Genomic DNA, 22,672 nt, shown 5'->3' with positions numbered 1-22,672 from the left:
GGGTTCGGATTGGCAACCCACTTGCCAAATGGCTGACGCAGGGTCACTTTCGGTCCATGGGCCGCACCGCAGACTATTCCCGCCAGTCCTGTTCCATCGCCGCGACGCTCGAGGTCATCGGCGATCCCTGGACCCTGCTCGTCATCCGCGACGCCTTCAACGGCCTGACCCGGTTCGAACAGTGGCAGGAGCGGCTGGGCGTGGCGCGCAACGTGCTGGCGGCCCGTCTGAAGAGCCTGGTGCAGCACGGCGTGCTGGAGCCGCGCCTGTATTCCGAGCGCCCGCCCCGCAACGAGTACGTTCTGACCGCCAAGGGCAAGGACCTGTACGGCGTGCTGGTGACGCTGCACGGCTGGGGCGCCAAGCACGTCTATGGCGAGGCCGACAGCGGCGTCGACATGGTGCACAAGACCTGCGGCCATACGCTCGAGCCGAAGATCGCCTGCGCCTGCTGCGGCGAGATCGTGAAGCCCCGCGACATCCGCCTGACCATCGCCGCCGACCGCCCGACCGTCGGCGACGTCCTGCCAAGGGAAGAGGCGGCCTAGCCGCCGCGCGTCGCGATCAGCGGGATGACGATCTCTTCCTCGTCGTCCAGGTGGCGGTCCAGCAGGGGCGTGGCGGCCTCCAGCGTGTCGGCGAACACGAGCAGGGCGTCCCGTGCGTCCGGGGACCGGCCCAGCACCGCCTGGTGATAGGCCAGCCCCCTGGCGTGCAAAGTTTCCAGCCGGCCGTGGACCACGTCATGGTCCGCGTCGAGCAGCGCCAGACCCTCGGCCACGCGGGGCTCGATGGTCCTGAACTGCGGAAAGTAGTGACCGCTCTCGATCCGGTGGTGGTGATCCAGGTGCTGCAGGAAGCCGCCCAGCAGCCCGATCAGGCGCGGGTGCGTGGTCGCCGCGTCGGCGTTCCCGGCCCGGACCGCCGTCGTCAGCCGCTCCATCTCCGCCTGCTGGGCGCGGAAGCCGTCGTGCATCCGCAGCCAGAAACGCGCGGTTGGATGCAGGTCGTCCCCACCCCAGGTGTCGCGCGGCCGTGCCGGCAGCAGGAAGCGCATCGCCTCGGGCAGCCCGCTCCGGACGCCCAGCTGCAACGGATCAGACAAGGCCGCGGGTCGTCGCGATGAAGCCGCCGCCCAGCACCCGGTCCGGATCGGCCGGATCGTACAGCACGCAGGCCTGGCCCGGCGCCACGCCTTCCTCGCCCTGGTCGAAGACGACCACGGGGCCGCCCTCGTCGCGCCGCAGGCGCGCCGGCGACGGCTGGCGGGTGGAGCGCACGCGGGCCAGCACCGGCCGGCCGGCTTCGGCCGCAGCGTCCAGCGAGGGTTCGTCCCCCAGCCAGTTGACTTCTTCCAGCGTCAGGGACGCGGTCAGCAGCGCCTCGCGCGGGCCGACGACGACGCGCCGCGTCTCCGGCTCCAGCCGCACGACGAACAGGGGCTCGCCGACCGCCACGTTCAGCCCGCGCCGCTGGCCGATGGTGTAGTCCGTGATCCCCGCGTGGGCGCCCAGCACCCGGCCGTCCAGGTGCACGATCTCGCCCGCCTCGCGCCCCTGAGGCCGAAGCCGGTCGATCAGGGTGCGATAGTCGCCGCTCGGCACGAAGCAGATGTCCTGGCTGTCCGGCTTGGCGGCGAGCTTCAGACCCAGCTGCGCCGCCACACCCCGCACCTGGGGCTTCTCCAGATCGGCCAGGGGGAAGCGGAGATAGTCCAGCTGTGCGGGCGTCGTGGCGAACAGGAAGTAGGACTGGTCCCGCGCCGGATCGATCGCCTTCCTCAGCTGCGGACGCCCGTCGTGACCGACCGCGCGGCGTACGTAGTGCCCGGTCGCCATGGCGTCCGCGCCCAGGTCGCGGGCGACGTCCAGCAGGTCGCGGAACTTCACCGTCTGATTGCAGCGGATGCAGGGGACCGGCGTCTGGCCCCTGAGATAGCTGTCGGCGAACTGGTCGATCACCGCGTCGCGGAAGCGGCTTTCGTAGTCCAGCACATAGTGCGGGATGCCGATGGTGTCCGCCGCCAGACGCGCGTCGTGGATGTCCTGACCGGCGCAGCAGGCGCCCTTCTTCTTCAGCGCGGCACCATGATCGTAGAGCTGCAGCGTCACGCCCACGACGTCGTATCCCGCGCGCGCCAGCAGCGCCGCGACGACGGTGGAGTCCACCCCGCCGGACATCGCCGCCACGACGCGGGCGCCGACTGGCAGCCCGACCGCCGCGCGCGCGGCCTCGACCGCCCCGTCCATATCGGCGGGGGCGATGGTCGGGACCGGGCAGATGGGCTCGACGAGCGACATGGCCGCCATTTAGGCGCGAACGGCGCCGATTTCGAGGGCGGGGCCGATCAGCCGTAGTTGAAGCTGATCGAGATGCGCTCCGACTTGGCCGCGTTCGGCGGCACCTCGTGGCGCAGCCAGCTTTCCCACATCAGGACCGTGCCGGGCTGGGGCGTCAGATAGACGAAGGGCTGTTCGGGGATCGGCGCGTCGGGGCGGACCGACGGCCGCGCCATCATCATGGCCAGACGCGGATCCTCCAGCTTCAGCGCCGAGGCGCCGGGCGGGGTCTCCACATAGACGGTGCCGGACAGGATCGCGTGCGGGTGGATATGGCCGCTGTGGCCGGCCCCGGGCTTCAGGATGTTGACCCACAGATTGTCCAGCCGGGGCTTCCGCGCCAGATCGAAGTTCAGGGCGCGGGCGTAGGTCGCCGCATGCCGGTCCAGCCGCCGCTTCAACTCGGCGAACTCCGGAAAGCGCCGGGGCAGGTCGGTCAGGGAGCCGTAGGAGGTGTAGCCGCGATAGGCGTGCGCCTTGCACCAGGTGCGGCCGGCCCCGTCTTCCTGGGCCAGCACCCGGCACATGTCGGCCAGCGCGCCGTTCAGCTCGGCGAAGTCCGGGTCTTCTGCGAGCGTCGCCTCATAGACCTGGGTGACGAAGAGGGGACGAAGGCTCATGCGCCCCGCTTAATCGAACACGAGAGCCAGCGCGAGGCACCCCACGACCGCGCCCGTGAGCTGAAGCCTGAGCGCGCCGTACCAGCCGGGACTGCGTCCCTGGCGGACGGTCAGCAGGTCGTAGGCCAGAAGAGCCAGGAACGCGACCAGACACAGCGTCAGACCGACCTCGCGCGGTTGCAGCAGCGCCGCCCAGGCGACCAGGGCCGGGATCACCGACACCGCCAGGCGCTGGCCGTCAACCTTCGCCTCCGCCGAGGCCAGGCCCCACTGCGCCCCGCCCATGAACGACAGGATCGCGGCCGCATAGGCGATCAGCACCGGCTCGGGCCTGAGCCCCGGCAGGCGCACCTCCAGAGCCGATGCGAGCGCGAAGGCGGCGAAGGGGATCACCCCGGCCCAGCCCAGCAGCAGGGCGGGGCGGGGAATCGCGGTCGAGGCTTCGGTCATGGCGTTTGCCCTGGGATTGAGAAGCCTGTATAGGCGCGCGCTCGCGCTTCGGACCACCCGTCCGGGGCGCGTAAATCCGTGGGAGGCCGCCATGCCGCACCACGGCTCATCCGTGGCGATTAGCTTCGCCGCTTCATAGGAGAGACCGATGGCCAAGAAGATTCTGGGCTACATCAAACTGCAGGTGCCCGCCGGCTCCGCCACCCCGTCGCCGCCGATCGGCCCGGCGCTGGGTCAGCGCGGCGTCAACATCATGGGCTTCTGCAAGGAGTTCAACGCCCGCACCGAGAAGGAACCCAAGGGCACGCCCCTGCCGACCGTCATCACGGTCTATCAGGACAAGAGCTTCACCTTCGTCACCAAGACCCCGCCCGCCACCTTCTATCTGAAGGAAGCCGCGAAGATTAAGTCGGGCGCCAAGGCGACCGGCCGCGAGACCGCCGGCAAGATCACCCGCACCCAGCTGCGCGAGATCGCCGAAAAGAAGATGAAGGACCTCAACGCGAACGATCTGGACGCCGCGTCCAAGATCATCGAGGGCTCGGCCCGCGCGATGGGCCTGCAAGTGGTGGAGGGCTAAGCTCATGGCCAAGCAACCCAAGCGCATTCAAGCCTGGACCGGCGACCGCGAGGCGCTGATGCCGTTCAACGACGCCATCAAGGCCGTCAAGGACAACGCCAAGGCCAAGTTCGACGAGACGATCGAGATCGCCGTCAACCTGGGCGTCGATCCGCGTCACGCCGACCAGCAGGTCCGCGGCGTGGTCAATCTGCCCTCGGGCACCGGCCGCGACGTCCGCGTCGCCGTCTTCGCCAAGGACGCCAAGGCCGATGAGGCCAGGGCCGCCGGCGCCGAACACGTCGGCGCCGAGGACCTGTTCGAGAAGATCAACGGCGGCTTCATGGAGTTCGACCGGGTCATCGCGACCCCGGACATGATGGGCCTGGTCGGTCGTCTGGGTAAGGTGCTGGGCCCGCGCGGCCTGATGCCGAACCCGAAGGTCGGCACCGTCACCCCGAACGTCGGCCAGGCGGTCAAGGACGCCAAGGGCGGCGCCGTGGAGTTCCGCGTCGAGAAGGCCGGCATCGTGCACGGCGGCATCGGCAAGGCCAGCTTCACCCAGGACGCCCTGGAGGCCAACGTGAAGGCCTTCGTCGACGCCCTGAACCGCGCCAAGCCGTCGGGGGCCAAGGGCACCTACGTCAAGAAGATCAGCCTGTCGTCCACCATGGGCCCGGGCTTCAAGATCGACCCGGCGTCGCTGAACGCCTGATCGATCCCTGATCCCACTTCGAAGCGGCCCCGGAGAGCGATCTCCGGGGCCGTTCTCGTTTCAGGCGCGGCCGAGGAAGGTCCGGATCCAGCGCGTGACCGTCGCGCGGTCGTCCTGGCCCGTGTCCAGGCTTCGCAACGCCTGATCGACCAGCGGCGCCGCGATCCGTCCCCGGCGCCCCTCGTACAGGGCGGCGGCGAAGGCGGGGCTGAACTCCGGGTGGCACTGGAAGCTGATCGCGTCGTCGCCGTAGGCGAGGCCGGCGTAGGGCGTGAAGTCGCTGCGGGCGATCACCCGGGCGTCCGGCGGCGCGACGACGACCTGATCCTGGTGCGACACCGGAATGGCGATCCGGCGCGCGGGCGGGCTCATCCACTCGGCTTGGTCGGCGATCTCATAGGCGTGCAGGCCCACGCCCCAGCCGCGCTCGGACTTCTCCACCCGGCCGCCCAGCGCCTGGGCCATCGCCTGGTGGCCGAAGCAGACGCCCACCAGCCTGAGCCGGCCCCGCGCCGCCCGGATCCAGTCGAGCAGCGGCGGGATCCACGCGTGGTCCTCATAGACCCCCGCCGGCGACCCGGTGATGATCGCGCCGTCGAAGGCGTCGGGATCGGGCAGGGCCCCCGTCGTCGCGTCGAAAACCTCCGTCTCGAAGCCTTCGCCCAGCAGGGCGCCGAACATGTCGGGATAGCCGCCGAACTCGGCCCGCAGCAGCTCGGGCGGACGACCGGTCTCCAGAATGGCGATGCGGGTCAAGGGGTCTCCAGAAGCTGTTGAAGTCGCGCCGCATGTCCGCTGGCCGGGAAGTCTGCCGCGATCCAGTCCTCTTCGAACCGCTTCAGCAGCCGTCCCGTCTCCGGCCCGGGCGCCACGCCGAGCCGGGCCAGGTCCGCGCCGCCCACCGGCATCCGGGGGATCGGCCAGGTCTCGAACAGGCGACGCAGGGCGGGTGAGGCGGCTCCCTCCACCGCCTCCGCCAGCGCCAGCCGATCCAGCGCCGTCTCCCGCCCCAGCCGATAGAGGGCCGCGCGCCCGGCCTCGGGTCCCATCGTCGGACGCACCGCCGCGGACGGATCGAGCGCCGCCACGAGCCGCGCCCGCTGCGCGTTCGACAGCCGCAGACGCCGCGCCACCGCCTCGGCGCCCGCCGCCTCGTCCGGCAGCAGCGCGGCGAGCCGCAGCAGAGGGTCGTCGTGTTCCACGCTCAACGCCGCGAACCGGGCCAGATCGCCGACCTCCGGCAGCACCTCGGCCAGCACGCCCGCATCGGCCATGGCCTGGACCGCCCGGCGCGGATCGGGCGCGGACAGGAGCTTCAGCAGCTCCTTCGACACCCGCTCGGCCGACAGCTGCTTCAGGCCGTCCTTCAACGCGGCGCAGGCCGCCAGACCCTCGGCGTCCGGCGCGCCCCGGCCGTACCAGGCCATGAAGCGGAAGAAGCGCAGGATGCGCAGATAGTCCTCGCGGATGCGTCGCTCCGGCTCGCCGACGAAGACGATCCGGCCCGCCTGCGCGTCCTCGACGCCCAGCCCCGTGGGGTCGAACACCTGGCCGTCGCCGTCGGCGTAGAGCGCGTTCAGGCGGAAGTCCCGCCGCGCCGCGTCCTCGGCCCAGTCGTCGGTGAAGGCCACGGTCGCGCGCCGTCCGTCCGTGGAGACGTCGCGGCGCAGGGTGGTGATCTCGAACGGCCGCCGCTCAGCCACCGCCGTGACCGTGCCGTGCTCCACTCCCGTCGGCACGGCCTTCAGCCCCGCGCGCTCCAGGGCCGCGATCACCCGCTCCGGCGTCAGGGGGGTGGCGATGTCCACGTCGTCGACCGCACGGCCCATCAGGGCGTTCCGGACCGAGCCGCCGACGAAGCGGGCGCAGCCGGCCCCGCCCTCGGCCTCCAGCGCGTCCAGCACCGCGCGCGTGGCGGGCGCGGTCAGCCAGGGCTGGCCGGTCAGGCGGGTCACGCGGCGGCCTCGCCGGCCGCGTCCAGACGCAGGGCCAGGGCGCGCAGCATCCCGGCGGTGGCCCCCCAGATGTAGCGCCCCTCCCAGGGCATGGCCCAGAAGCGCCGGCGGCGGCCGTCGTCGGCGTCGTAGTGGTCCTCTCGGTGATTGGCGCGGTCCAGCAGGAACTGCAGCGGCGGCTCGAAGATCTCGGCCACCTCGCTCGGGGAGGGCCGCAACTCCACCGGCCGCGCCACCCAGCCGATCACCGGCGTGACGATGAAGCCCGTCACCGTCTCATAGGCGTCCGACAGGCCGAGCGGCTCGACCCGCGCCGGGTCCAGCCCGACCTCCTCCCAGGCTTCCCGCAGGGCGGCGTCCACCGCGGTCTCGCCGGGATCCAGCCGTCCGCCCGGGAAGGCCACCTGCCCGGAATGACTCGTCAGTTCGTCGGCGCGACGGGTCAGGACGACGGCGGCGCCCTCCGGCCGCGGCAGGACCGGCACCAGCACGGCCGCGGGCCTCAGTTCGCCCGGCGGCCGTCGGGTCGCGTCCGGGTTCAGGTCGTAGTCGGATCGTCCCGCGCGGCGCTCCGGGCTCCAGCTCTCCACCGGGTCGAGCGCGGCGATCAGGCGCGCGCGCAACGCCTCGCCCGTCATGCGGCGGCCCCCAGGTCGAAGCTCGCGCCGCCCGAGCGCACCGACAGCCGCCCGTCCCTCAGCTGGGCCATCTCGACCAGCTCGTAGAAGACGCTGCGGGCGATCCGGGCCTTCAGGCCCCGCCGTACGTGAAGGCTGGGACGCGGCTCTCCGGTCGCCGGATCGACCGACACCTCGATCGGATGCTCGGCGTCGGCCCGGACCTCGTCCCCGACGTCGGTGGTGAAGATCAGGTCCTCGCCCTCCCGCCGCATCAGGACGGCCCGGAACGGCAGGTCCTCCACCCGGATGCTCAGCTTCTCGACGGGGGTCACGAGCCGATAGCCGTCGGGATCGAGCCGCAGGATGGTGGAGAACAGCCGCACCAGCTCGGCCCGCCCGATGGGCGACCCCTCGTGCATCCACACCCCGTCGGCGCGGATGACGATGTCGATGTCGCCGCAGTGCTCCGGGTTCCACAGATGGACGGGCGGCAGCCCGCGTCCGGCGCGCGCGGCCTCCCGCGCCGCCTTCGCCGCCGCCGCCAGTCCGTCCGCCGTGCCGCTCTGCGCCATGGGCCCAAGCTAGGGTGCGTCGCGCCCGGTTTGAAGCGCCCTCAGGCCGTGACGTCCCCGATCGCCGTCGCGCCGCTCAGCGACAGCCACAGGACCCGGCGCGGATCGGCCGGCCCCGGCAGCCGCACGTCCCCGGCCGTCTCGAAGCCGAAGCGGCCGAAATAGGGAGCGTCGCCGACCAGCAGGACGCCCGCCGCCGCTTGCGACCGCGCCCAGTCCAGACAGGCGGCGACGAGGTCCGCGCCGAGGCCGGCCTTGCGGTGGCTCTCCTCCACCGCGATGGGGCCGAGGAACAGGGCGGGGGTGTCTCCGATCCGGATGCGCCACATGCGGACCGATCCCACGAGCCGTCCCGCGTCCGCCGCCGTGAAGCCCGCCGCGAACGCCGCGCGTTCACGCAGCCGCTCCGCCGTCTTGGCGAACCGTCCGGGCCCGAAGGCGGCGGTGACGACGGCCTCCACGCGCGCCGCGTCGTCCGGCGTTTCCGGGGTGATCAGAAAGGAGGTCGTGGACGCGGGCGCGAGCATGGCCGCGCGCCCTTAGGGCTTCACGCCGGGCCGCGCAATCGCGATCGCGCGACGACGTCAGCTCGCCTTGTCGAACACCGGCTGGCGCTTCTGCTGGAAGGCCATGAAGGCCTCCATCGCCTCGGGACTGCGCATCTGGCTGCCGAACGCCTCGCCCTCGCGCAGCATCAGGGACCACATGCGCTCGGCGTCGCGCATCAGGGCCTTGGTCTTGCGGATCGAATTCGGGGCGCGCGACGCCAGCTTGGCCGCCAGCTCGCGGGCCGTCTCGTCCACCTGACCGGCGGGAACCGCCCGGTTGGCCAGGCCCCAGGCCTCGGCCTTCGCCCCCGTGATCGGCTCGCCCAGGGCGAAGATCTCGAACGCGCGCGGGTGGCCCACGATGGCGGGCAACAACAGGCTCGACGCCGCCTCGGGCGCCAGCGCCAGATTGATGAAGGGCGCCGACAGCAGCGCGTCCTCGGCCACCACCACCATGTCGCAGTGGAGCAGCAACGTCAGGCCGATGCCGACCGCGCGGCCCCTGACCGCCCCCACCGCCGGCTTCTCCAGATGGGCCAGGGCCTTCAGGAAGCGGAACACCGGCATGTCGTCCGGCCCGGCCGCCTGGGAGCCCAGGGCGATGAAGTCGCCGATGTCGTTTCCGGCCGAGAAGGCGTCGCCCTCGCCCCGGAACAGGATCACCCGCACCGCCGGATCGGTCTGGGCGCGCTCGGTCGCCTCCGCCAGCGCCGTGTACATGGCCTGGGTGATGGCGTTCTTCTTGTCCGCCCGGTTCAGGCTGACGCTCAGCACGCCGTCGGACAGGTGGGTCAGGACGTGGTCGGTCACGTGTCGGCTCCGTCTTGGGTTGAGGTCCACCAGTCCATGCCGTCGGCGTCGCGCGTCCGCTCGGCGCGCCCCTGGCGGATCAGGTGATTGAGGTGGGCCAGCGCCTCGCCGGTGGCCATGCCCAGGAGGCCGTCGTCGACGGGGCGGGCGAACAGGCTGCCGAACACGTCGATCGCACGCTTCGGGGCCTTCAGGCTGCGCTCGAGCCGCTTCAGCGAGACGTCGTGTCCGCGCCGCAGCTGCTCCAGCCGGGTCAGAACGCCGGTGAACGGCTCGCCGTGGGACGGCAGCGCCAGCAGGTCCTCCGGCAGCAGCGCCTCCAGCTTGTCGATCGACCGCAGCCAGTCGCCCAGCGGGTCGGCGTCCGGCTCGATCGGCCAGATCGATATGTTGGACGAGATGCGCGGCAGGATCTGGTCGCCGGCGATGAAGACGTCGTCCTCCTCCCGCCAGAGGCAGGCGTGCTCCGGACTGTGGCCGTCGCCGACGACGACGCGCCAGTCGCGGCCGCCGATCTTCAGCACGTCGCCATCCGTCAACCGTTGATAGCTGTGCGGCAGCGGCGCGACCCCTCGTCCGAACAGGCCGTAGCGCCTGCGCCACCCCTCGATCTGGTCGTCCGTCCATCCGGCGGCGCGGTAGAAGACCTCGCCCTCGCGCGGGGCGGGGCCGACGTCGGCCAGCAGCATGCGGGCGGTGACATACTCCAGCCGCGTCATCAGCAGCGGGGCCTCGAACCGCGCGCACAGCCAGCCCGCCAGGCCGATGTGATCCGGGTGCATGTGGGTGCAGATCAGCCGCCGCACCGGCCGGCCGGCGAGGGGGCCCGCCAGCAGCGCCTCCCACGACGCGATGGTGTCCGGCGTCCGCAGGCCCGTGTCGACGACCGTCCAGCCGTCGCCGTCCTCGATGGCGTAGAGATTGACGTGGTTCAGCGCCATCGGCAGCGCCACGCGCATCCACAGCACGCCGTCGGCGACCTGCGCGGCCGCGCCGTCCGCCGGAATCTGGAACGGGTAGACGAGGCCTCGGGAGGCGTCGGTCGGGGCGGTCTGGCCGTCGGCCACGTCAGTCTCCAATCGCAACGCGCCGACACTGCCCGTTCGCCGCGCCGTCGTCAAAGTTTTGTTCGATCATGCGCTTGACCCCCGTCGCCGCCCGCGCCAACCGTGCGCCGGGACGAAGAACCAGGAAGGCCTGATGTCGATCAAGTTGAGTTCATCCTTCGCCTTGGGCGCGCTCGCCGCCCTCGTGATGGCCGTGACGCCCGCGGACGCCCAGACGCGCGGCCGCCGCCAGGCCGCCGAGCCCGCCGCCGATCCGGCGCAGGTCCAGGCCGACGCGCAGACGGCGATCGCCGCCGCCGGCGTGGTCTGCTCCGTGTCCGAGGCCAAGCGGCTCGGCGTGAACGACGCGGGCACCGCCTACGAGGTCGCCTGCGAGAGCGGTCCCGGCTACCTGCTCATCTCGGGCGAGACGACCCAGGCGTTCAACTGCCTGGCCCTCGCCGTGTCGGCCACCGAGGAAGGCGCCGCCCAGTGCACCCTGGAGCGCAACCTCGACGCCCTGGCCACCATCCGCCCCCTGGCCCAGGCCTCCAACGTCTCCTGCGAGATCGACCAGGCCGCCTGGATCGGACAGCTGCCGTCCGGCGAGGACCGCTACGAGATCGGCTGCGCCGGCAGCGAGGGCTACTGGATCGACGTGCCCAAGACCGCGGCCGCGGCCAGCAACGTCATTCCCTGCCTGGAGGTGGCCGGCGCCCGCACCTGCCGGTTCACCACCCCGGAGGAGCAGACCGCCTGGATCGCCGCCAAGTACCCGACCATCGGCTCCGGCTGCGTGCCCGCCCAGGTCCGCGTCGCCGGCGCCAACCAGCAGGCCAAGTTCTATGAGGTGAAGTGCGAGAGCGGGGACGGCTACTTCCTGCGCACCCTGCTCGCCGACGGCGCGCTGGATCGGGCCATTCCCTGCATCGAGGCGGTGAACATCGGCGGCGGCTGCACCTTCGTCGACACCAGCGCGGCCCTCGCCGAGGCCAGCGCCGCGCGCGCGGCGGCCCTGTCGCGCCTGGCGCCGAACTGCCAGCCCGGCGACAGCCGGCTGATCGGTCGCGAGACCACCGGCGACCTGCGCGACGTGGTGGAGTTCGTCTGCGCGGCTCAGCCCGTCGGCGTGGTCGGCTTCCTGGCCGCCGGCGGCGACTCCAGCGAGGTGCTGGACTGCGTCACCGCCACCCTGCGTCGGATCAACTGCCAGCTCACCACCGCCGACCAGGTGAAGGCCGCGGTGCAGCGCCAGATGGACGCCGGGAACATGCCGTGCCCGGTGCGCGAGTTCCTGGTGCATGGCCGCACCGACGATCTGACGGGCGATTTCATCGAGGTGAAGTGCGAGGACGACCGCAGCCTGTTCGGCCAGTTCCCGCACAACCGGACCCGCGCGGCCGGCGATGTCATGATCTGCGCCCGCGCCCGCCTGCTGTACGGCTTCGAGTGCGAGCTCTGACCGAACCGTTCGAGCGTCTCTGACAGGGGCCCGCCGGCGATCCGGCGGGCCTTTTGTTTTGCGCGACGCGCGGGCGCGCTAACCTGATCAAAGACTCAAGCGCCGGAGCCCCGATGCGGATCGCCACTTGGAACGTGAACTCCGTCAACGCCCGGCTGCCGACGGTGCTGGCCTGGGTCGAGGCGGCTTCGCCCGACGTCCTCTGCCTGCAGGAGCTGAAGTGCGTCGACGAGAAGTTCCCCCGCGAGCCCTTCGAGAGCCTGGGCTACAACGTCGAGACCCACGGCCAGAAGACCTACAACGGCGTCGCGCTGCTCTCGAAGCTGCCTGTGTCCGACCTTCGGCGCGGACTGCCGGGCGACCCGTCCGACGAACAGGCCCGCTACATCGAGGCGGTGATCGAAGGGGCCCGGCCCGTCCGCGTCGCCTCGATCTATCTGCCGAACGGCAATCCGATCGGCACGGAGAAGTTCGCCTACAAGCTCGCCTGGTTCGAGCGCCTCCAGCGTCACGCGGCTGAGCTCCTGGCCCTGGAGGAGGCGCTGCTGCTGTGCGGCGACTACAACGTCATCCCCGAGCCGGAGGACGCCCGCAATCCCAAGGCCTGGACCGACGACGCCCTGTTCCAGCCCGAGAGCCGCGCGGCCTGGCGCGCCCTGAAGTTCCAGGGCTTCACCGACGCCCACGAGGCGGGGAACGAGCCCGACGGGACCTACACCTTCTGGGACTATCAGGCCGGCGCCTGGCAGCGGGATCACGGCATCCGCATCGACCACGTCCTGATGTCGGCCCAGGCGGCGGACCGCTTCGTCGGCATCGAGACGCACCGCGACGCCCGCGACATGGAGAAGCCGTCCGACCACGTCCCCGTCGTCGTCGAGATCGCCGACTGATGGAGGCGCTCCGCCTCATCCTGCTGATCTGTCTGGCGGCCGCGGCCCTGACCACCGGCGTGCTCGCGCTCGGCTGGTGGATGGAGCCGGCTCGTCGGCTGCGCCGGGCGATGGACAAGGCGATCGGGCGCGTCGCCGAGGCCGAGGCCTTCGCCCCCGCCGAAGGCAAGGCGGCCGCGCTGGATTTCAGCTCCGGTCAGGCGCTCGTGCTGTGGGACCGGGGCGCCGAGGGCCTGGTGTATCCCTTCGAGGAGGTCGACGGCGCCGAGCTCATCGTCGACGGTTGCGTGGTCGCGCGCGTCCGGCGCGGCGAACAACGCCGCGAGCTCGACGTCATGGCGCCGGACGCCTCGCAGGTGGTGATGCGGCTGATCTTCGCCGACGCCCGTCACCCGGAGTTCGAACTGTCGCTCTACGACGTCCGCGTCCCCGTCGAGCCCTCGACGCCGCCCGAGGCGCTCCGGCTGGGCCGGCGCTGGCTGTCCCATGTCGAGGCCCTGACCAAACAGGGCTGACGATCGCGCGGCCCCGCTTTCGTTCGCGTCTCCGGCGAGCTAAACCGCCGCCACCGTTCCCCGCAGTTTCGCCCAAGGAGCCTTCGTGGCCCGCCTGTTCGACGCCGTCATCATCGCCGACTGGACCGCCGCCGAGACGAAGAAGCTGGGCGATCAGTCCCTGTGGATCGGCGTGGCCAAGCGCGACGTGCGCTTCCGCCTCTACGCCGAGACCCACAACGTCGCCACGCGCGCCGAGGCCGAGGCGCTGCTGGCCTCCCTCCTGGCCGATCACAGAAAGCGCGGGGACCGCGTCCTGGCGGGCTTCGACTTCTGCCTGGGCTTCCCGGCGGGCACGGCCGCGCGGTTGGGCCTGAAGGGCGAGCCGGCCTGGTCCGAGACCTGGAAGTTCCTGGCCCAGAACGTGGTCGACAAGCCCGACAACACCAACAACCGCTATCAGGTCGCGGCCAAGATGAACCGGCTGATGACCGATCAGGCCTGGCCCTTCTGGGGCGCGCCGGCCAAGCAGACGCAGCGCTGGCTGACCGCGACCAAGCCGACCGCGGCCCACGACATCCCGGAGTTCCGCGCCACCGAGGACGCGGCGAGGAAGGGCAAGCTTCAGCCCAAGAGCGTCTGGCAGATGCACGGCGCCGGCGTCGTCGGCGGCCAGACCCTGGTCGGGATCCCGGCCGTGCGACGCCTGCTGGACAAGGCGGGCGCCTCGGGCGCCGTCTGGCCGTTCGGCACGGGCTGGCGCGCTCTGACCGCAGCCGACGTCGAGCCCCTGTCGCTGGTCGTCGCCGAGGTCTGGCCGTCGCTCTATCCGACCCGGCCCGAGCCCGGCGAGTTCAAGGACCAGGCCCAGGTGCGGACCACCGCGATGGCGCTGGCCGAGATGGACGACAAGGGCCTGCTCGGTCCCGCCTTCGGCCCGCCCAAGGGCGCGAGCGACGACCTCATCGCCCGCGTCGAGGGCGAAGAGGGCTGGATCCTGACCGTCTAGACCCGCCGCGCCACGCGCAGGAACCGGCCCGTCAGCAGCCCGGCGGACACGAGGCTGGCCACGATCACGCTCCACACGATGCCGTCCACGCCCAGGCCCAGCGTCAGGGCGAAGATCCAGCCCAGCGGCAGCATCACCAGCCCATAGCTGACCACGTGCATCGCCGTCGGCCACCAGACGTCGCCGGCGGCCCTCAGCGCCTGGGCCGCAACCACCTGTATGCCGTCGGCGACGAAGAACAGGGTGGACAGCACCAGCGCCGGCACGGCGATGGCGATCAGCGTCGCCTCGCGGCTATAGGCCCCGATGACCCACGGCGCGGTCGGCCAGATCGCCAGCGCGACCACGAACGTCAGGGCCGCCACGACCGCCAGCCCGACCAGCCCCGCCCTCAGCACGCCCGCGCGGTCCTGCGCGCCATAGGCCCGGCCCACCAGCACCGCCGTGGCCGACGACAGGCCCATCGGCGCCATGAAGACGATCGCGGCGATGTTCAGCACGATGGCCCAGGCGGCCGTCTCCGCCCCGCCGATCCGTCCGGCGATGAAGGTCATGGCGGCGAAGGCCCCGACCTCGACGAAATAGGAGGCGCCGGCGCCCAGGCCCACGCGGGTCTGTTCGCGCGCCGCGACCGGATCGGGCCGCGGCTTGGCGAAGATGTTCAGGCCCTTCGCCTCCGGCAGCCGCAGGATGATCCAGACCAGGAACAGCATCAGCGCCAGCCGTGCGCCGAAGGTCGACCAGGCCGAGGCCACCGCCCCGTCCACGCCCAGCCCGAGCAGGTCCGGCACCAGCACCAGATTGAGGCCCAGGTTCACCGCATTGGCGACCCACATGGCGATCATGCCCGGCTTGGGCTTCGACAGGGCCTCCAGGAAGAACTGGCAGGCGACGTAGACCAGATAGACCGGCATCGACAGGGCGAAGACGATCAGGGCCGGCGACGCGCCCTCCGCCAAACCATCCTCCAGCCCCGCCTGCGACAGCGCCCAGGGGCCGAGCACGATCAGCCCGATCATGGACCCGACGCCGATCTGAAGCGCATAGACCAAGCCGCGCCGTAGGACCGCGCCCGTCTGTTCCTGTCGCCCCTCGCCGATGAACCGGGCCGTCATCACCTGCACGCCCAGCATCAGCCCGACGGCGGTCGTCACCACCACCGAGGTCGGCGCCCAGGCGATGGCGTGAAATCCCAGCTCCTCGGCGGAATAGTTCCCGACCACGATGGCGTCGGTCAGCCCCATGACCATGATGCCGATGCGCGCCAGCACCACCGGCCAGGCCAGCGTCAGGAGTTCACGGGTGGTGGCGCGGACGGCGGGGGACATGGAGTGGTGAGCGAGGGGTGAGCGAAGGGGTGACGAGTGAGCCGGGACGCCCCTGCGACAGAGGTCAGGTTCAGGTCGGGCCCGGCCCATATAGGCCAATCAGCCGAAGCACTACCCATCGCTCACGATTCACCCCTCGGCTCACCTCTCGCTCACTGTTCACCAAGCCCCGAGCTCGCGCAGCTGCCTGACCAGATCGTCCGGCAGGCTGGTCGCCTCCGCCGAGGTCAGATCCGGCGGCGCCTCCTTGGCCTCGAGATAGCGCCATCCCTGGAACGGGCGCCGCGCCAGCGGCGCGGTGCGGATCACCTCGGGCGCAAGGGTGATGTCGCAATGGCTGGTTCGGCCTTCACCATGGGTGGTGATGTCCAGGATCGGCTGGCGGCACAGCACGGCGCCCTTGATGACCCAGTACAAGGAGCCGCCGTCCTCGATCTCCGCGGCCCGCTTCGGCGTCATGCGGGTGGTGATGACCAAGGGGCGCCCGGTCCGGGCGCGCGTCTCGAGCCACGCGACGTCCGAGACCCCGACGCAGAGCTTGATCATGTGCAGCGGCATGGGCCGCAGATGCGCGATCAGCCCGGCGCCGTCCAGTGGGCCCTTTGGCCGCGCCGGACCTCCCAGCAGGCGATGCCCGCGCTGACGGCGAGGTTCAGCGATCGCGCGCCGGGCTCCAGCGGGATCACCACGCGGGCGTCGGCGGCGGCGTGCACGAAGTCCGGCGCGCCCGTGGGCTCGGAGCCGAACAGCAGCACGTCGTCCCGCTCGAACGGAAAACGATCCAGCGGCGTCGCCCCCTTCGTGGTGAACAGGACCAGTCGCCCGGGGGCGCGATCCGCCTGGAACGCCGCCCAGGACTCATGGACGGTCATGTGCCCCAGGGGGCCGTAATCCAGCGCGGCCCGCTTCAAGGATCGGTCGTCGAGGGGAAAGGCGGTGGGGCCGATCACGTGCAGCTCGAAGCCGAAACAGGCCGACAGGCGGATACAGGCGCCGACGTTCTGCGGGATGGCCGGTTGAAAAAGGGCGAGACGCATTCTAAGGCCACGTCTAAGCGCGGCCATCGGGCCTGTCGCGGTCTGTTTTTGCGAGCATGTCTCAGCGTCGTCCGCGTCGAGCGGCGATCCGTCGCAAAGTCGGGCCGGACAGGCCTTTCGTGATTGCGCTAAAAGGTTTTGCGCCGAAACGGACCCGATGGCGGGCTCCGGCGCGGCAGGTCAGAGGTGAGACGTGACCGAATCGGTCGTGCATTCAGACGGTCATCCGGAAGGCCAGGGCGGCGACGCCACCCGTCGGGACTTCATCCATATCGCCGCGGGCGCCGCGGCCGCCGGCGCGGGCGTCATGATCGCCTGGCCGTTGGTCAACCAGATGAACCCCGCCGCCGACACCCTGGCGCTGTCCGTCATCGATTTCGACCTGACCAAGGTCGCCGAGGGCCAGCAGGTCGTGGTGAAGTGGCAGGGCAAGCCGGTGTTCGTGCGCTATCGCACCCCGGCCGAGATCCAGGCCGCGCGTGAGACCCCGATGTCGGCCCTGAAGGACCCCCAGTCCGACGCAGACCGCGTCAAGGAAGGCCGCGAGCAGTATCTGGTGCTGGTCGGGTCGTGCACGCACCTGGGCTGCGTGCCGACGTTCGGCACCGGCGATTACGGCGGCTGGTTCTGCCCCTGCCACGGGTCGCACTACGACACCTCCGGCCGCATCCGTAAGGGCCCGGCGCCGACGAACCTGGTCGTGCCGAACTATGAATACGTCTCCGACACCGCGGTGCGGATCGGCTGAGGCGGGACGAGATCATGAGCGAGCATCAATCCACCTACGTGCCCAAGACCGCTTTCGAGCGGTGGATGGACAGCCGGCTGCCGATCATCCGCTTCGGGGCCGACTACATGTCGCTGCCGACGCCGAAGAACCTGAACTACTGGTACACCTTCGGCGCCATCCTGACGATCTGCCTGATGACCCAGATCATCACCGGCGTCGTCCTGGCCATGCACTATGTGCCGAACACCGAACTGGCCTTCGCCTCGGTCGAGCGCATCATGCGCGACGTCAACGGCGGCTGGCTGATCCGCTACGTCCACTCCAACGGCGCGTCGATGTTCTTCATCGCCGTCTACATCCACATGCTGCGCGGCCTGTACTACGGCTCGTACAAGGCGCCGCGCGAGATGATCTGGATCGTCGGCTGCGTGATCTTCTTCCTGCTGATCGCCACGGCCTTCCTCGGCTATGTCCTGCCCTGGGGCCAGATGTCGTTCCACGGCGCGGTCGTGATCACCAACCTGATCGGCTCGATCCCGGTGGTCGGCGGGCCCATCCTGACCTGGCTGCAGGGCGGTCCGGCGATCGACAATGCGACGCTGAACCGGTTCTTCTCGCTGCACTACCTGCTGCCGTTCGTGATCGCCGGCTGCGTGGTCCTGCACCTCTGGGCGCTCCACCACGCGGGCCAGAACAACCCCGTCGGCATCCTGATCCCCAAGGACCGCACGGCCAAGGACACGGTGCCGTTCCATCCCTACTACACGGTCAAGGACGGCTTCGCCCTGATCCTGTTCCTGATGATGTTCGCCGTGTTCGTGTTCTTCCTGCCGAACGCGCTGGGTCACGCCGACAACTACATCCCGGCCAACCCGCTGGTGACCCCGGCGCACATCGTGCCGGAGTGGTACCTGCTGCCCTTCTACGCGATCCTGCGGGCCGTGCCGGACAAGTTCGGCGGCGTGGTGGCCATGTTCGGCGCCATCGCGGTGCTGTTCGTGCTGCCGTGGCTGGACACCTCGCGGGTGCGCTCGATGCGCTACCGCCCGACGATGCGGGTGTTCTTCTACATCTTTGTCGTGAACGCCTTCATCCTGGGCCTGTGCGGCGCCAAGCTGCCGGACGAGCCGGTGATCGGCGAGTTCTCGACCTTCATCCTGATCGACGGCGACCTGAACAGCTATCTGTGGCTGGGCCGATTGGCGACGCTCTACTACTTCGCCTTCTTCGTGGTGATCATGCCGCTGGTGGGCCTGCGCGAGACGCCGCTGCCGATCCCGCAGTCGATCTCCGAGCCGGTGCTCAGCGGTCCCGCCGCCGTGCCCGCCGGCGCCGCGGCCCAGCCCGAGACCCGGGGCTGATCGTCATGACCTTCTTCGGAAAGAACACCGCCGTGAAGTCCATCCTGATCCCGGTTCTCGCCGCCGCCGGCCTGGCGCTGGCCGCGCCCGCCGCCCAGGCCGCGGGCGCCGGCGCCAAGGAGCCGCGCCATGCGGGCTTCAGCTTCGAGGGGCCGTTCGGCACCTTCGATCAGGGCCAGCTGCAGCGCGGCTACAAGGTCTATCGCGAAGTGTGCGCCTCGTGCCACTCGATGAACCTGCTGCATTTCCGCAACCTGGCGGCGGACGGCGGGCCGTTCTGGGATCCGCACGTCGAGAACCCGAACGAGAACCGTTTCGTGCGCGCGCTCGCGGCCGAGTTCGAGATCGCCGACATCGACTCCGAGACCGGCGAGCCGATCACCCGTCCGGGCACGCCGGCCGACCGCTTCCCGAACCCCTATCCGAACGCCACGGCCGCCGCGGCGGCCAACGGCGGGGCCGCCCCGCCGGACCTGTCGGTCATGGCCAAGGCCCGCCACGACGGCGCCAACTACATGTACTCGCTGCTGTCGGGCTACCAGGCCCCGCCGGCGGGCCTGCGGATCGCGCCGGGCCAGTACTACAACCCCTACATGCCGGGCGACCTGACCCCGTTCTGGGAGGGCGATCCGGATAAGGTGCCGGCCGGCGGCTTCATCGCCATGCCCGCGCCGCTCACCGACGGCCAGGTGACCTACGACGACGACGCGCCGGAGACGGTCGATCAATACTCCAAGGACGTCGCCGCCTTCATCGCCTGGGCCTCGGACCCCAAGGCGGTCGAGCGCAAGAAGACCGGCATGGCGGTGCTCGCCTATCTCGCCATCTTCGCCGGCCTGACCTACGCCAGCTACCGCCAGATCTGGAAGAACGTCGCCCACTGAGGCGCGGCTCCCGCCTGAACGGACAAAGCCCGCCGGATCGCTCCGGCGGGCTTTTTCGTAAACGCCGTCGATGTCGACCTACAGGCTGTCGACCATCACCAGTTCGGCGTCGGCCTTGGCCGTGATGACCAGTTCGGCCTCGTCCTTGATCGCCGCGCCGTCGCGCGCCTTGAGGACCGCGCCGTTCACCTCGACCTCGCCGACGGCCGGGACCAGATAGGCCCGGCGGCCCTGCTTGAGGGGATAGCGGATCGTCTCGCCGGCGTTCAGTGTGGCGCCCAGAACCCGGGCGTCGGCGTTGATCGGCAGGGCCTCGTCGGCCGCGTCGCCGGACGCCAGCACCTGGAACTTGCCGCTTCGGTCGGCCTTCGGGAACGGCTTGGCGCCCCAGGACGGCTGGGCGCCGGGCCGGTCCGTCTCGATCCAGATCTGGAAGATGGTCGTCAGCTCGTCCTCCAGATTGTACTCCGCGTGCCGCACGCCGGTCCCCGCGCTCATCACCTGCACGTCGCCCGCGCCGGTGCGGCCCTGGTTGCCCATGGAGTCCTGGTGCGTGATCGCGCCGGTCCGGACGTAGGTGATGATCTCCATGTCCGCGTGCGGGTGGGGCGGGAAGCCCGACTTGGCCGCGATCTCGTCGTCGTTCCACACGCGCAGCCGGCCCCAGCCCATGCGCGACGGGTCGTAGTAGTTGGCGAACGAGAAGTGGTGGCGGGCCTTCAGCCAGCCGTAGTCCGCGCCGCCGAGGCTGTTGAAGGGGCGAACGTCGATCATGTGTCACTCTCCCTGGAGGCGCTCAGGCCTCGTTTGGCGAGGATATAGGTAACAGGAACTGTTGCGGAAGGGGGGCGTTTGTCGCGGCCTCATCCGCCGATCAGCGCCAGCCATTCGTCCTCGGACAGGACCGCCACGCCGTGCTTCCGGGCGTCCGCCAGCTTGGAACCCGCGCCGGGGCCGGCGACCACATAGTCCGTCTTCTTCGACACCGAGCCGGAGACCTTGGCCCCCAGGCCCTCGGCCCGCGCCTTGGCCTCGTCGCGGGTGAAGCGCTCCAGGGCGCCGGTGAAGACCACGGTCTTGCCCGCCACCGGCGTGTCGGTCTTAGGGCGCTCGGCCGCCTGGACGGAGTCGAGCTGCTCGACCAGCGCCTCGACCACTGCCCGATTGTGCGGTTCGTGGAAGAACTCGGCCACCGCTCGCGCCGCCACGGGCCCCACCCCGGAAACGCCGGCGATCCGCCCCAGGGTCTCCGAGGGGCCTTCGTTGCGCGCGATCTCCGCCAGTCGCCGGACGCCCGCCCAGTCGTCGGCGAGCAGCGCCAATGCCCTACGTGCGGGCGCGGCGAGGCCGGGGAACGCCAGCGACAGCTTCTGATCCATCGACGCATCCGGCCAAGGATCGGCGTCGGGCGGCGTCGCCTCGGCCAAGGTCGCCATGACGCGCGCCGAGACTCCGTGGCGCTCGGCCAGCCGGGTCCACTCCGGCGAGGGAATCCCGGCCGCCGCCTCTCGCCCGGCCGCCTCGAAGGCCTCCCAGGTCCCGAACTCGCGGGCCAGCAGCAGCGACGTCTGCTCCCCGATCTCGCGGATGCCCAGCGCGAAGATCAGGCGCTCCAGGGCGATGGTCCGCCGCGCCTCGATGCCCGCGACCAGATTGCGCACACTGGTCTCGCCGTATCCGTCCTCGGCGCGCAGCGCCTCCAGCTTGGCGTCGTCTCGCGCCAGGCGGAAGATGTCGGCGGGCTCGCGGATCCAGCCGCGCTCGGAAAACGCGATCAACTGCTTCTCGCCCAACCCCTCGATGTCGAAGGCGCGCCGCCCGACGAAGTGCTTCAGCCGCTCGACGATCTGGGCCGGACAGATCAGGCCGCCGGTGCAGCGCCGCCGCGCCTCGCCCTCTTCGCGCACGGCTTCCGAGCCACACGCCGGGCAGCGGGTGGGGAAGACGAACGGCTCGGCCCCCGCCGGACGGCGGTCGATGACGACCGAGACGATCTGCGGGATCACGTCCCCGGCGCGCTGAAGCACCACCGTGTCGCCGATCCGCACGTCCTTGCGGGCGATCTCGTCCTCGTTGTGCAGGGTCGCGTTCCTGACCACCACGCCGCCGACGGTGACGGGCGCCAGCCGCGCGACCGGGGTGAGCGAGCCCGTGCGCCCCACCTGGATATCGATGCCCTCCAGCAGCGTGGTCGCCTGCTGGGCCGGGAACTTGTGGGCGATGGCCCAGCGCGGGCTTCGGGCGACGAAGCCCAGCCGCTGCTGCCAGTCCAGCCGGTCGACCTTGTAGACCACCCCGTCGATGTCATAGCCGAGCGTCGCCCGATCGGCCTCCAGCCCGCGATAAACCTTCAGCAGCCCCTCGGCGCCCTCGACCCGCGTCGATCGAGGATTGGTCCTGAACCCCCAGCTCGCCAGCGCCTCCAGGGCCTCGCTCTGGGTCTCGGCGAAAGGCTCGGACGTCTCGCCCCAGGCATAGGCGAAGAAGCTGAGCGGCCGCGTCGCCGTCACCTTGGCGTCGATCTGGCGCAGCGATCCGGCGGCGAAGTTCCGGGGATTGGCGTAGGTGCGCTTGCCTTCGGCCTCGGCGGCGGCGTTGAAGGCGGCGAAGGCGTCCGTGCCGGCATAGACCTCGCCCCGCACCTCGATCCGCTTCGGCCAGCCGGACCCCGCCAGACGGCGCGGAATGTCGCCGAGGGTCAAGAGGTTCGCCGTGACGTCCTCGCCCGCGCGTCCATCGCCGCGCGTCGCGCCCTGCACCAGCACGCCGTTTTCGTAGCGCAGGCTGGCCGACAGGCCGTCGATCTTGGGCTCGGCGGTGAAGGCGACCGCCTCGTCCGCCGGCAACTTCAGGAAGCGCGCGACGCGGGCGACGAAGTCGCGCACCTCGTCCTCGTTGAACGCGTTGTCCAGAGACAGCATGGGCACGCCGTGGCGCACCTCGGCGAAGGCCTGCGACCCCGCCACGCCGACCCGCGCGGAGGGCGAATCGGCTCGCGTCAGTTCTGGAAAGCGCGCCTCGATCTCGGCGTTGCGCCGCCTCAGAGCGTCATAGTCCGCGTCGCTGACCTCCGGCGCGTCCCCGACGTAGTAGAGGGCGTCGTGCCGCGCGATCTCCTCGGCCAGGCGCGCCAGTTCGGCCTCGGCCTCTTCGCGGGACAGATCGGCGATCGGGGTGTCGGTCATCACGTCTGATTAGCGCGCCGCCGCCGGGCTTTCGACTCCGAACACAGGAGCCTAA

General features: G+C 70.8%; 26 protein-coding genes. 10 read left to right on the top strand and 16 right to left on the bottom strand.

Features of this window, described 5'->3' with window-relative positions; translation table 11 throughout:
* Nucleotides 1-56 precede the first annotated feature (56 nt).
* Nucleotides 57-548 (top strand): winged helix-turn-helix transcriptional regulator, encoded by a 492-nt coding sequence (locus ACFFGE_RS03395; protein ID WP_376834301.1) that lies wholly within the window; start codon nucleotides 57-59, stop codon nucleotides 546-548.
* On the opposite strand, the gene ACFFGE_RS03390 is transcribed toward ACFFGE_RS03395, so the two are convergent.
* Genes ACFFGE_RS03390 through ACFFGE_RS03375 form a run of 4 tightly spaced genes read right to left on the bottom strand, consistent with a single transcriptional unit; the run spans nucleotide 545 to nucleotide 3,409 of the window.
* Nucleotides 545-1,105, bottom strand: coding sequence for a hemerythrin domain-containing protein (locus ACFFGE_RS03390; protein WP_376834299.1), 561 nt, complete (start codon nucleotides 1,103-1,105; stop codon nucleotides 545-547). The two genes, ACFFGE_RS03395 and ACFFGE_RS03390, sit on opposite strands and share 4 nt — an antisense overlap.
* Entirely contained in the window at nucleotides 1,098-2,300 is a 1,203-nt protein-coding gene (gene mnmA / locus ACFFGE_RS03385) for a tRNA 2-thiouridine(34) synthase MnmA (RefSeq protein ID WP_376834297.1), read from the bottom strand. Before mnmA ends, ACFFGE_RS03390 begins: the two co-directional genes overlap by 8 nt.
* A 47-nt stretch (nucleotides 2,301-2,347) precedes the next feature.
* Entirely contained in the window at nucleotides 2,348-2,959 is a 612-nt protein-coding gene (locus ACFFGE_RS03380; RefSeq protein WP_376834295.1) for a TIGR02466 family protein, read from the bottom strand.
* Nucleotides 2,960-2,968: 9 nt separating this feature from the next.
* On the bottom strand, nucleotides 2,969-3,409 hold the full coding sequence (locus ACFFGE_RS03375) for a DUF3429 domain-containing protein (RefSeq protein WP_376834293.1): 441 nt from the start codon (nucleotides 3,407-3,409) through the stop codon (nucleotides 2,969-2,971).
* Nucleotides 3,410-3,557: 148 nt separating this feature from the next.
* On the opposite strand from ACFFGE_RS03375, the gene rplK reads away from it, so the two are divergent.
* Together rplK and rplA are read left to right on the top strand one after the other, a co-directional pair.
* Nucleotides 3,558-3,989, top strand: coding sequence for a 50S ribosomal protein L11 (gene rplK, locus ACFFGE_RS03370; RefSeq protein WP_376834291.1), 432 nt, complete (start codon nucleotides 3,558-3,560; stop codon nucleotides 3,987-3,989).
* Between the two features lie 4 nt (nucleotides 3,990-3,993).
* Nucleotides 3,994-4,683: a 50S ribosomal protein L1 gene (gene rplA / locus ACFFGE_RS03365; protein WP_376834289.1), complete on the top strand. Its 690-nt coding sequence runs from the start codon at nucleotides 3,994-3,996 to the stop codon at nucleotides 4,681-4,683.
* A gap of 60 nt (nucleotides 4,684-4,743) precedes the next feature.
* On the opposite strand, the gene ACFFGE_RS03360 is transcribed toward rplA, so the two are convergent.
* The 7 genes from ACFFGE_RS03360 to ACFFGE_RS03330 are packed head-to-tail and all read right to left on the bottom strand — an operon-like array spanning nucleotide 4,744 to nucleotide 10,255.
* Nucleotides 4,744-5,439 carry a type 1 glutamine amidotransferase gene (locus tag ACFFGE_RS03360; RefSeq protein WP_376834287.1) on the bottom strand — a complete coding sequence of 232 codons (696 nt, stop codon included), beginning with the start codon at nucleotides 5,437-5,439 and terminating at the stop codon, nucleotides 4,744-4,746.
* Complete coding sequence (locus ACFFGE_RS03355; protein WP_376834285.1) at nucleotides 5,436-6,638, bottom strand: CCA tRNA nucleotidyltransferase; 1,203 nt, start codon at nucleotides 6,636-6,638, stop codon at nucleotides 5,436-5,438. Before ACFFGE_RS03355 ends, ACFFGE_RS03360 begins: the two co-directional genes overlap by 4 nt.
* Nucleotides 6,635-7,276: a CoA pyrophosphatase gene (locus ACFFGE_RS03350; protein WP_376834283.1), complete on the bottom strand. Its 642-nt coding sequence runs from the start codon at nucleotides 7,274-7,276 to the stop codon at nucleotides 6,635-6,637. The genes ACFFGE_RS03355 and ACFFGE_RS03350 overlap by 4 nt, the downstream gene beginning before the upstream one ends.
* A complete protein-coding gene (locus tag ACFFGE_RS03345; RefSeq protein WP_376834281.1) occupies nucleotides 7,273-7,830 on the bottom strand; it encodes a DUF1285 domain-containing protein in 558 nt (185 codons plus the stop codon). Before ACFFGE_RS03345 ends, ACFFGE_RS03350 begins: the two co-directional genes overlap by 4 nt.
* A gap of 41 nt (nucleotides 7,831-7,871) precedes the next feature.
* Nucleotides 7,872-8,357 (bottom strand): GNAT family N-acetyltransferase, encoded by a 486-nt coding sequence (locus ACFFGE_RS03340; protein ID WP_376834278.1) that lies wholly within the window; start codon nucleotides 8,355-8,357, stop codon nucleotides 7,872-7,874.
* Between the two features lie 57 nt (nucleotides 8,358-8,414).
* Nucleotides 8,415-9,188 carry an enoyl-CoA hydratase gene (locus ACFFGE_RS03335; protein ID WP_376834277.1) on the bottom strand — a complete coding sequence of 258 codons (774 nt, stop codon included), beginning with the start codon at nucleotides 9,186-9,188 and terminating at the stop codon, nucleotides 8,415-8,417.
* A complete protein-coding gene (locus tag ACFFGE_RS03330; protein ID WP_376834275.1) occupies nucleotides 9,185-10,255 on the bottom strand; it encodes an MBL fold metallo-hydrolase in 1,071 nt (356 codons plus the stop codon). Before ACFFGE_RS03330 ends, ACFFGE_RS03335 begins: the two co-directional genes overlap by 4 nt.
* A gap of 133 nt (nucleotides 10,256-10,388) precedes the next feature.
* On the opposite strand from ACFFGE_RS03330, the gene ACFFGE_RS03325 reads away from it, so the two are divergent.
* The 4 genes from ACFFGE_RS03325 (at nucleotide 10,389) to ACFFGE_RS03310 (ending at nucleotide 14,092) form a co-directional block, all read left to right on the top strand.
* The gene (locus tag ACFFGE_RS03325; protein ID WP_376834273.1) at nucleotides 10,389-11,696 is read left to right on the top strand and encodes a hypothetical protein; all 1,308 of its coding nucleotides are present in this window, start codon (nucleotides 10,389-10,391) and stop codon (nucleotides 11,694-11,696) included.
* 113 nt (nucleotides 11,697-11,809) lie between these two features.
* A complete protein-coding gene (xth, locus tag ACFFGE_RS03320) occupies nucleotides 11,810-12,589 on the top strand; it encodes an exodeoxyribonuclease III (protein WP_376834271.1) in 780 nt (259 codons plus the stop codon).
* Entirely contained in the window at nucleotides 12,589-13,104 is a 516-nt protein-coding gene (locus tag ACFFGE_RS03315; protein WP_376834269.1) for a hypothetical protein, read from the top strand. Before xth ends, ACFFGE_RS03315 begins: the two co-directional genes overlap by 1 nt.
* Before the next feature lie 85 nt (nucleotides 13,105-13,189).
* Nucleotides 13,190-14,092 carry a cobalamin biosynthesis protein CbiG gene (locus tag ACFFGE_RS03310; RefSeq protein WP_376834267.1) on the top strand — a complete coding sequence of 301 codons (903 nt, stop codon included), beginning with the start codon at nucleotides 13,190-13,192 and terminating at the stop codon, nucleotides 14,090-14,092.
* On the opposite strand, the gene ACFFGE_RS03305 is transcribed toward ACFFGE_RS03310, so the two are convergent.
* The 3 genes from ACFFGE_RS03305 to ACFFGE_RS03295 form a co-directional block, all read right to left on the bottom strand.
* Nucleotides 14,089-15,420, bottom strand: coding sequence for an MATE family efflux transporter (locus ACFFGE_RS03305; RefSeq protein ID WP_376834266.1), 1,332 nt, complete (start codon nucleotides 15,418-15,420; stop codon nucleotides 14,089-14,091). The two genes, ACFFGE_RS03310 and ACFFGE_RS03305, sit on opposite strands and share 4 nt — an antisense overlap.
* A 159-nt stretch (nucleotides 15,421-15,579) precedes the next feature.
* Nucleotides 15,580-15,978 carry a DUF1489 family protein gene (locus tag ACFFGE_RS03300; RefSeq protein WP_376834264.1) on the bottom strand — a complete coding sequence of 133 codons (399 nt, stop codon included), beginning with the start codon at nucleotides 15,976-15,978 and terminating at the stop codon, nucleotides 15,580-15,582.
* Between the two features lie 17 nt (nucleotides 15,979-15,995).
* Nucleotides 15,996-16,457 carry a tRNA (cytidine(34)-2'-O)-methyltransferase gene (locus ACFFGE_RS03295; RefSeq protein ID WP_376834262.1) on the bottom strand — a complete coding sequence of 154 codons (462 nt, stop codon included), beginning with the start codon at nucleotides 16,455-16,457 and terminating at the stop codon, nucleotides 15,996-15,998.
* A gap of 193 nt (nucleotides 16,458-16,650) precedes the next feature.
* Here ACFFGE_RS03295 and petA point away from each other — a divergent pair, with 193 nt between their 5' ends.
* From petA to ACFFGE_RS03280, 3 genes are read left to right on the top strand one after another with little or no spacing between them, the layout of a single operon-like run.
* On the top strand, nucleotides 16,651-17,205 hold the full coding sequence (gene petA / locus ACFFGE_RS03290; protein ID WP_376834260.1) for a ubiquinol-cytochrome c reductase iron-sulfur subunit: 555 nt from the start codon (nucleotides 16,651-16,653) through the stop codon (nucleotides 17,203-17,205).
* A gap of 14 nt (nucleotides 17,206-17,219) precedes the next feature.
* Nucleotides 17,220-18,548 carry a cytochrome b gene (locus tag ACFFGE_RS03285; protein ID WP_376834258.1) on the top strand — a complete coding sequence of 443 codons (1,329 nt, stop codon included), beginning with the start codon at nucleotides 17,220-17,222 and terminating at the stop codon, nucleotides 18,546-18,548.
* A gap of 5 nt (nucleotides 18,549-18,553) precedes the next feature.
* Entirely contained in the window at nucleotides 18,554-19,432 is an 879-nt protein-coding gene (locus tag ACFFGE_RS03280; RefSeq protein ID WP_376834256.1) for a cytochrome c1, read from the top strand.
* A 78-nt stretch (nucleotides 19,433-19,510) separates the two neighbouring features.
* On the opposite strand, the gene ACFFGE_RS03275 is transcribed toward ACFFGE_RS03280, so the two are convergent.
* Together ACFFGE_RS03275 and ligA are read right to left on the bottom strand one after the other, a co-directional pair.
* Nucleotides 19,511-20,206 (bottom strand): pirin family protein, encoded by a 696-nt coding sequence (locus ACFFGE_RS03275; RefSeq protein ID WP_376834254.1) that lies wholly within the window; start codon nucleotides 20,204-20,206, stop codon nucleotides 19,511-19,513.
* 89 nt (nucleotides 20,207-20,295) lie between these two features.
* Entirely contained in the window at nucleotides 20,296-22,617 is a 2,322-nt protein-coding gene (gene ligA / locus ACFFGE_RS03270) for an NAD-dependent DNA ligase LigA (protein WP_376834252.1), read from the bottom strand.
* Between the last annotated feature and the right edge of the window lie 55 nt (nucleotides 22,618-22,672).

The organism is Brevundimonas balnearis, from assembly GCF_042434805.1.
Classification (GTDB): Bacteria; Pseudomonadota; Alphaproteobacteria; order Caulobacterales; family Caulobacteraceae; genus Brevundimonas; species Brevundimonas balnearis.
This window is presented reverse-complemented; position numbering and strand designations above follow the sequence as displayed.

Excerpts from the sequence above, each read along its gene's own strand:
- ACFFGE_RS03345 (WP_376834281.1), bottom strand. The coding sequence starts at position 7,830 with ATGGCGCAGAGCGGCACGGCGGACGGACTGGCGGCGGCGGCGAAGGCG.
- ACFFGE_RS03380 (WP_376834295.1), bottom strand. The coding sequence starts at position 2,959 with ATGAGCCTTCGTCCCCTCTTCGTCACCCAGGTCTATGAGGCGACGCTC.
- ACFFGE_RS03395 (WP_376834301.1), top strand. The coding sequence starts at position 57 with ATGGGCCGCACCGCAGACTATTCCCGCCAGTCCTGTTCCATCGCCGCG.
- ACFFGE_RS03315 (WP_376834269.1), top strand. The coding sequence starts at position 12,589 with ATGGAGGCGCTCCGCCTCATCCTGCTGATCTGTCTGGCGGCCGCGGCC.
- ACFFGE_RS03300 (WP_376834264.1), bottom strand. The coding sequence starts at position 15,978 with ATGCCGCTGCACATGATCAAGCTCTGCGTCGGGGTCTCGGACGTCGCG.
- ACFFGE_RS03280 (WP_376834256.1), top strand. The coding sequence starts at position 18,554 with ATGACCTTCTTCGGAAAGAACACCGCCGTGAAGTCCATCCTGATCCCG.
- ligA (WP_376834252.1), bottom strand. The coding sequence starts at position 22,617 with ATGACCGACACCCCGATCGCCGATCTGTCCCGCGAAGAGGCCGAGGCC.
- ACFFGE_RS03275 (WP_376834254.1), bottom strand. The coding sequence starts at position 20,206 with ATGATCGACGTTCGCCCCTTCAACAGCCTCGGCGGCGCGGACTACGGC.
- ACFFGE_RS03350 (WP_376834283.1), bottom strand. The coding sequence starts at position 7,276 with ATGACGGGCGAGGCGTTGCGCGCGCGCCTGATCGCCGCGCTCGACCCG.
- ACFFGE_RS03340 (WP_376834278.1), bottom strand. The coding sequence starts at position 8,357 with ATGCTCGCGCCCGCGTCCACGACCTCCTTTCTGATCACCCCGGAAACG.
- xth (WP_376834271.1), top strand. The coding sequence starts at position 11,810 with ATGCGGATCGCCACTTGGAACGTGAACTCCGTCAACGCCCGGCTGCCG.
- mnmA (WP_376834297.1), bottom strand. The coding sequence starts at position 2,300 with ATGTCGCTCGTCGAGCCCATCTGCCCGGTCCCGACCATCGCCCCCGCC.
- ACFFGE_RS03295 (WP_376834262.1), bottom strand. The coding sequence starts at position 16,457 with ATGCGTCTCGCCCTTTTTCAACCGGCCATCCCGCAGAACGTCGGCGCC.
- ACFFGE_RS03285 (WP_376834258.1), top strand. The coding sequence starts at position 17,220 with ATGAGCGAGCATCAATCCACCTACGTGCCCAAGACCGCTTTCGAGCGG.
- rplK (WP_376834291.1), top strand. The coding sequence starts at position 3,558 with ATGGCCAAGAAGATTCTGGGCTACATCAAACTGCAGGTGCCCGCCGGC.
- rplA (WP_376834289.1), top strand. The coding sequence starts at position 3,994 with ATGGCCAAGCAACCCAAGCGCATTCAAGCCTGGACCGGCGACCGCGAG.
- ACFFGE_RS03325 (WP_376834273.1), top strand. The coding sequence starts at position 10,389 with ATGTCGATCAAGTTGAGTTCATCCTTCGCCTTGGGCGCGCTCGCCGCC.
- ACFFGE_RS03305 (WP_376834266.1), bottom strand. The coding sequence starts at position 15,420 with ATGTCCCCCGCCGTCCGCGCCACCACCCGTGAACTCCTGACGCTGGCC.
- ACFFGE_RS03375 (WP_376834293.1), bottom strand. The coding sequence starts at position 3,409 with ATGACCGAAGCCTCGACCGCGATTCCCCGCCCCGCCCTGCTGCTGGGC.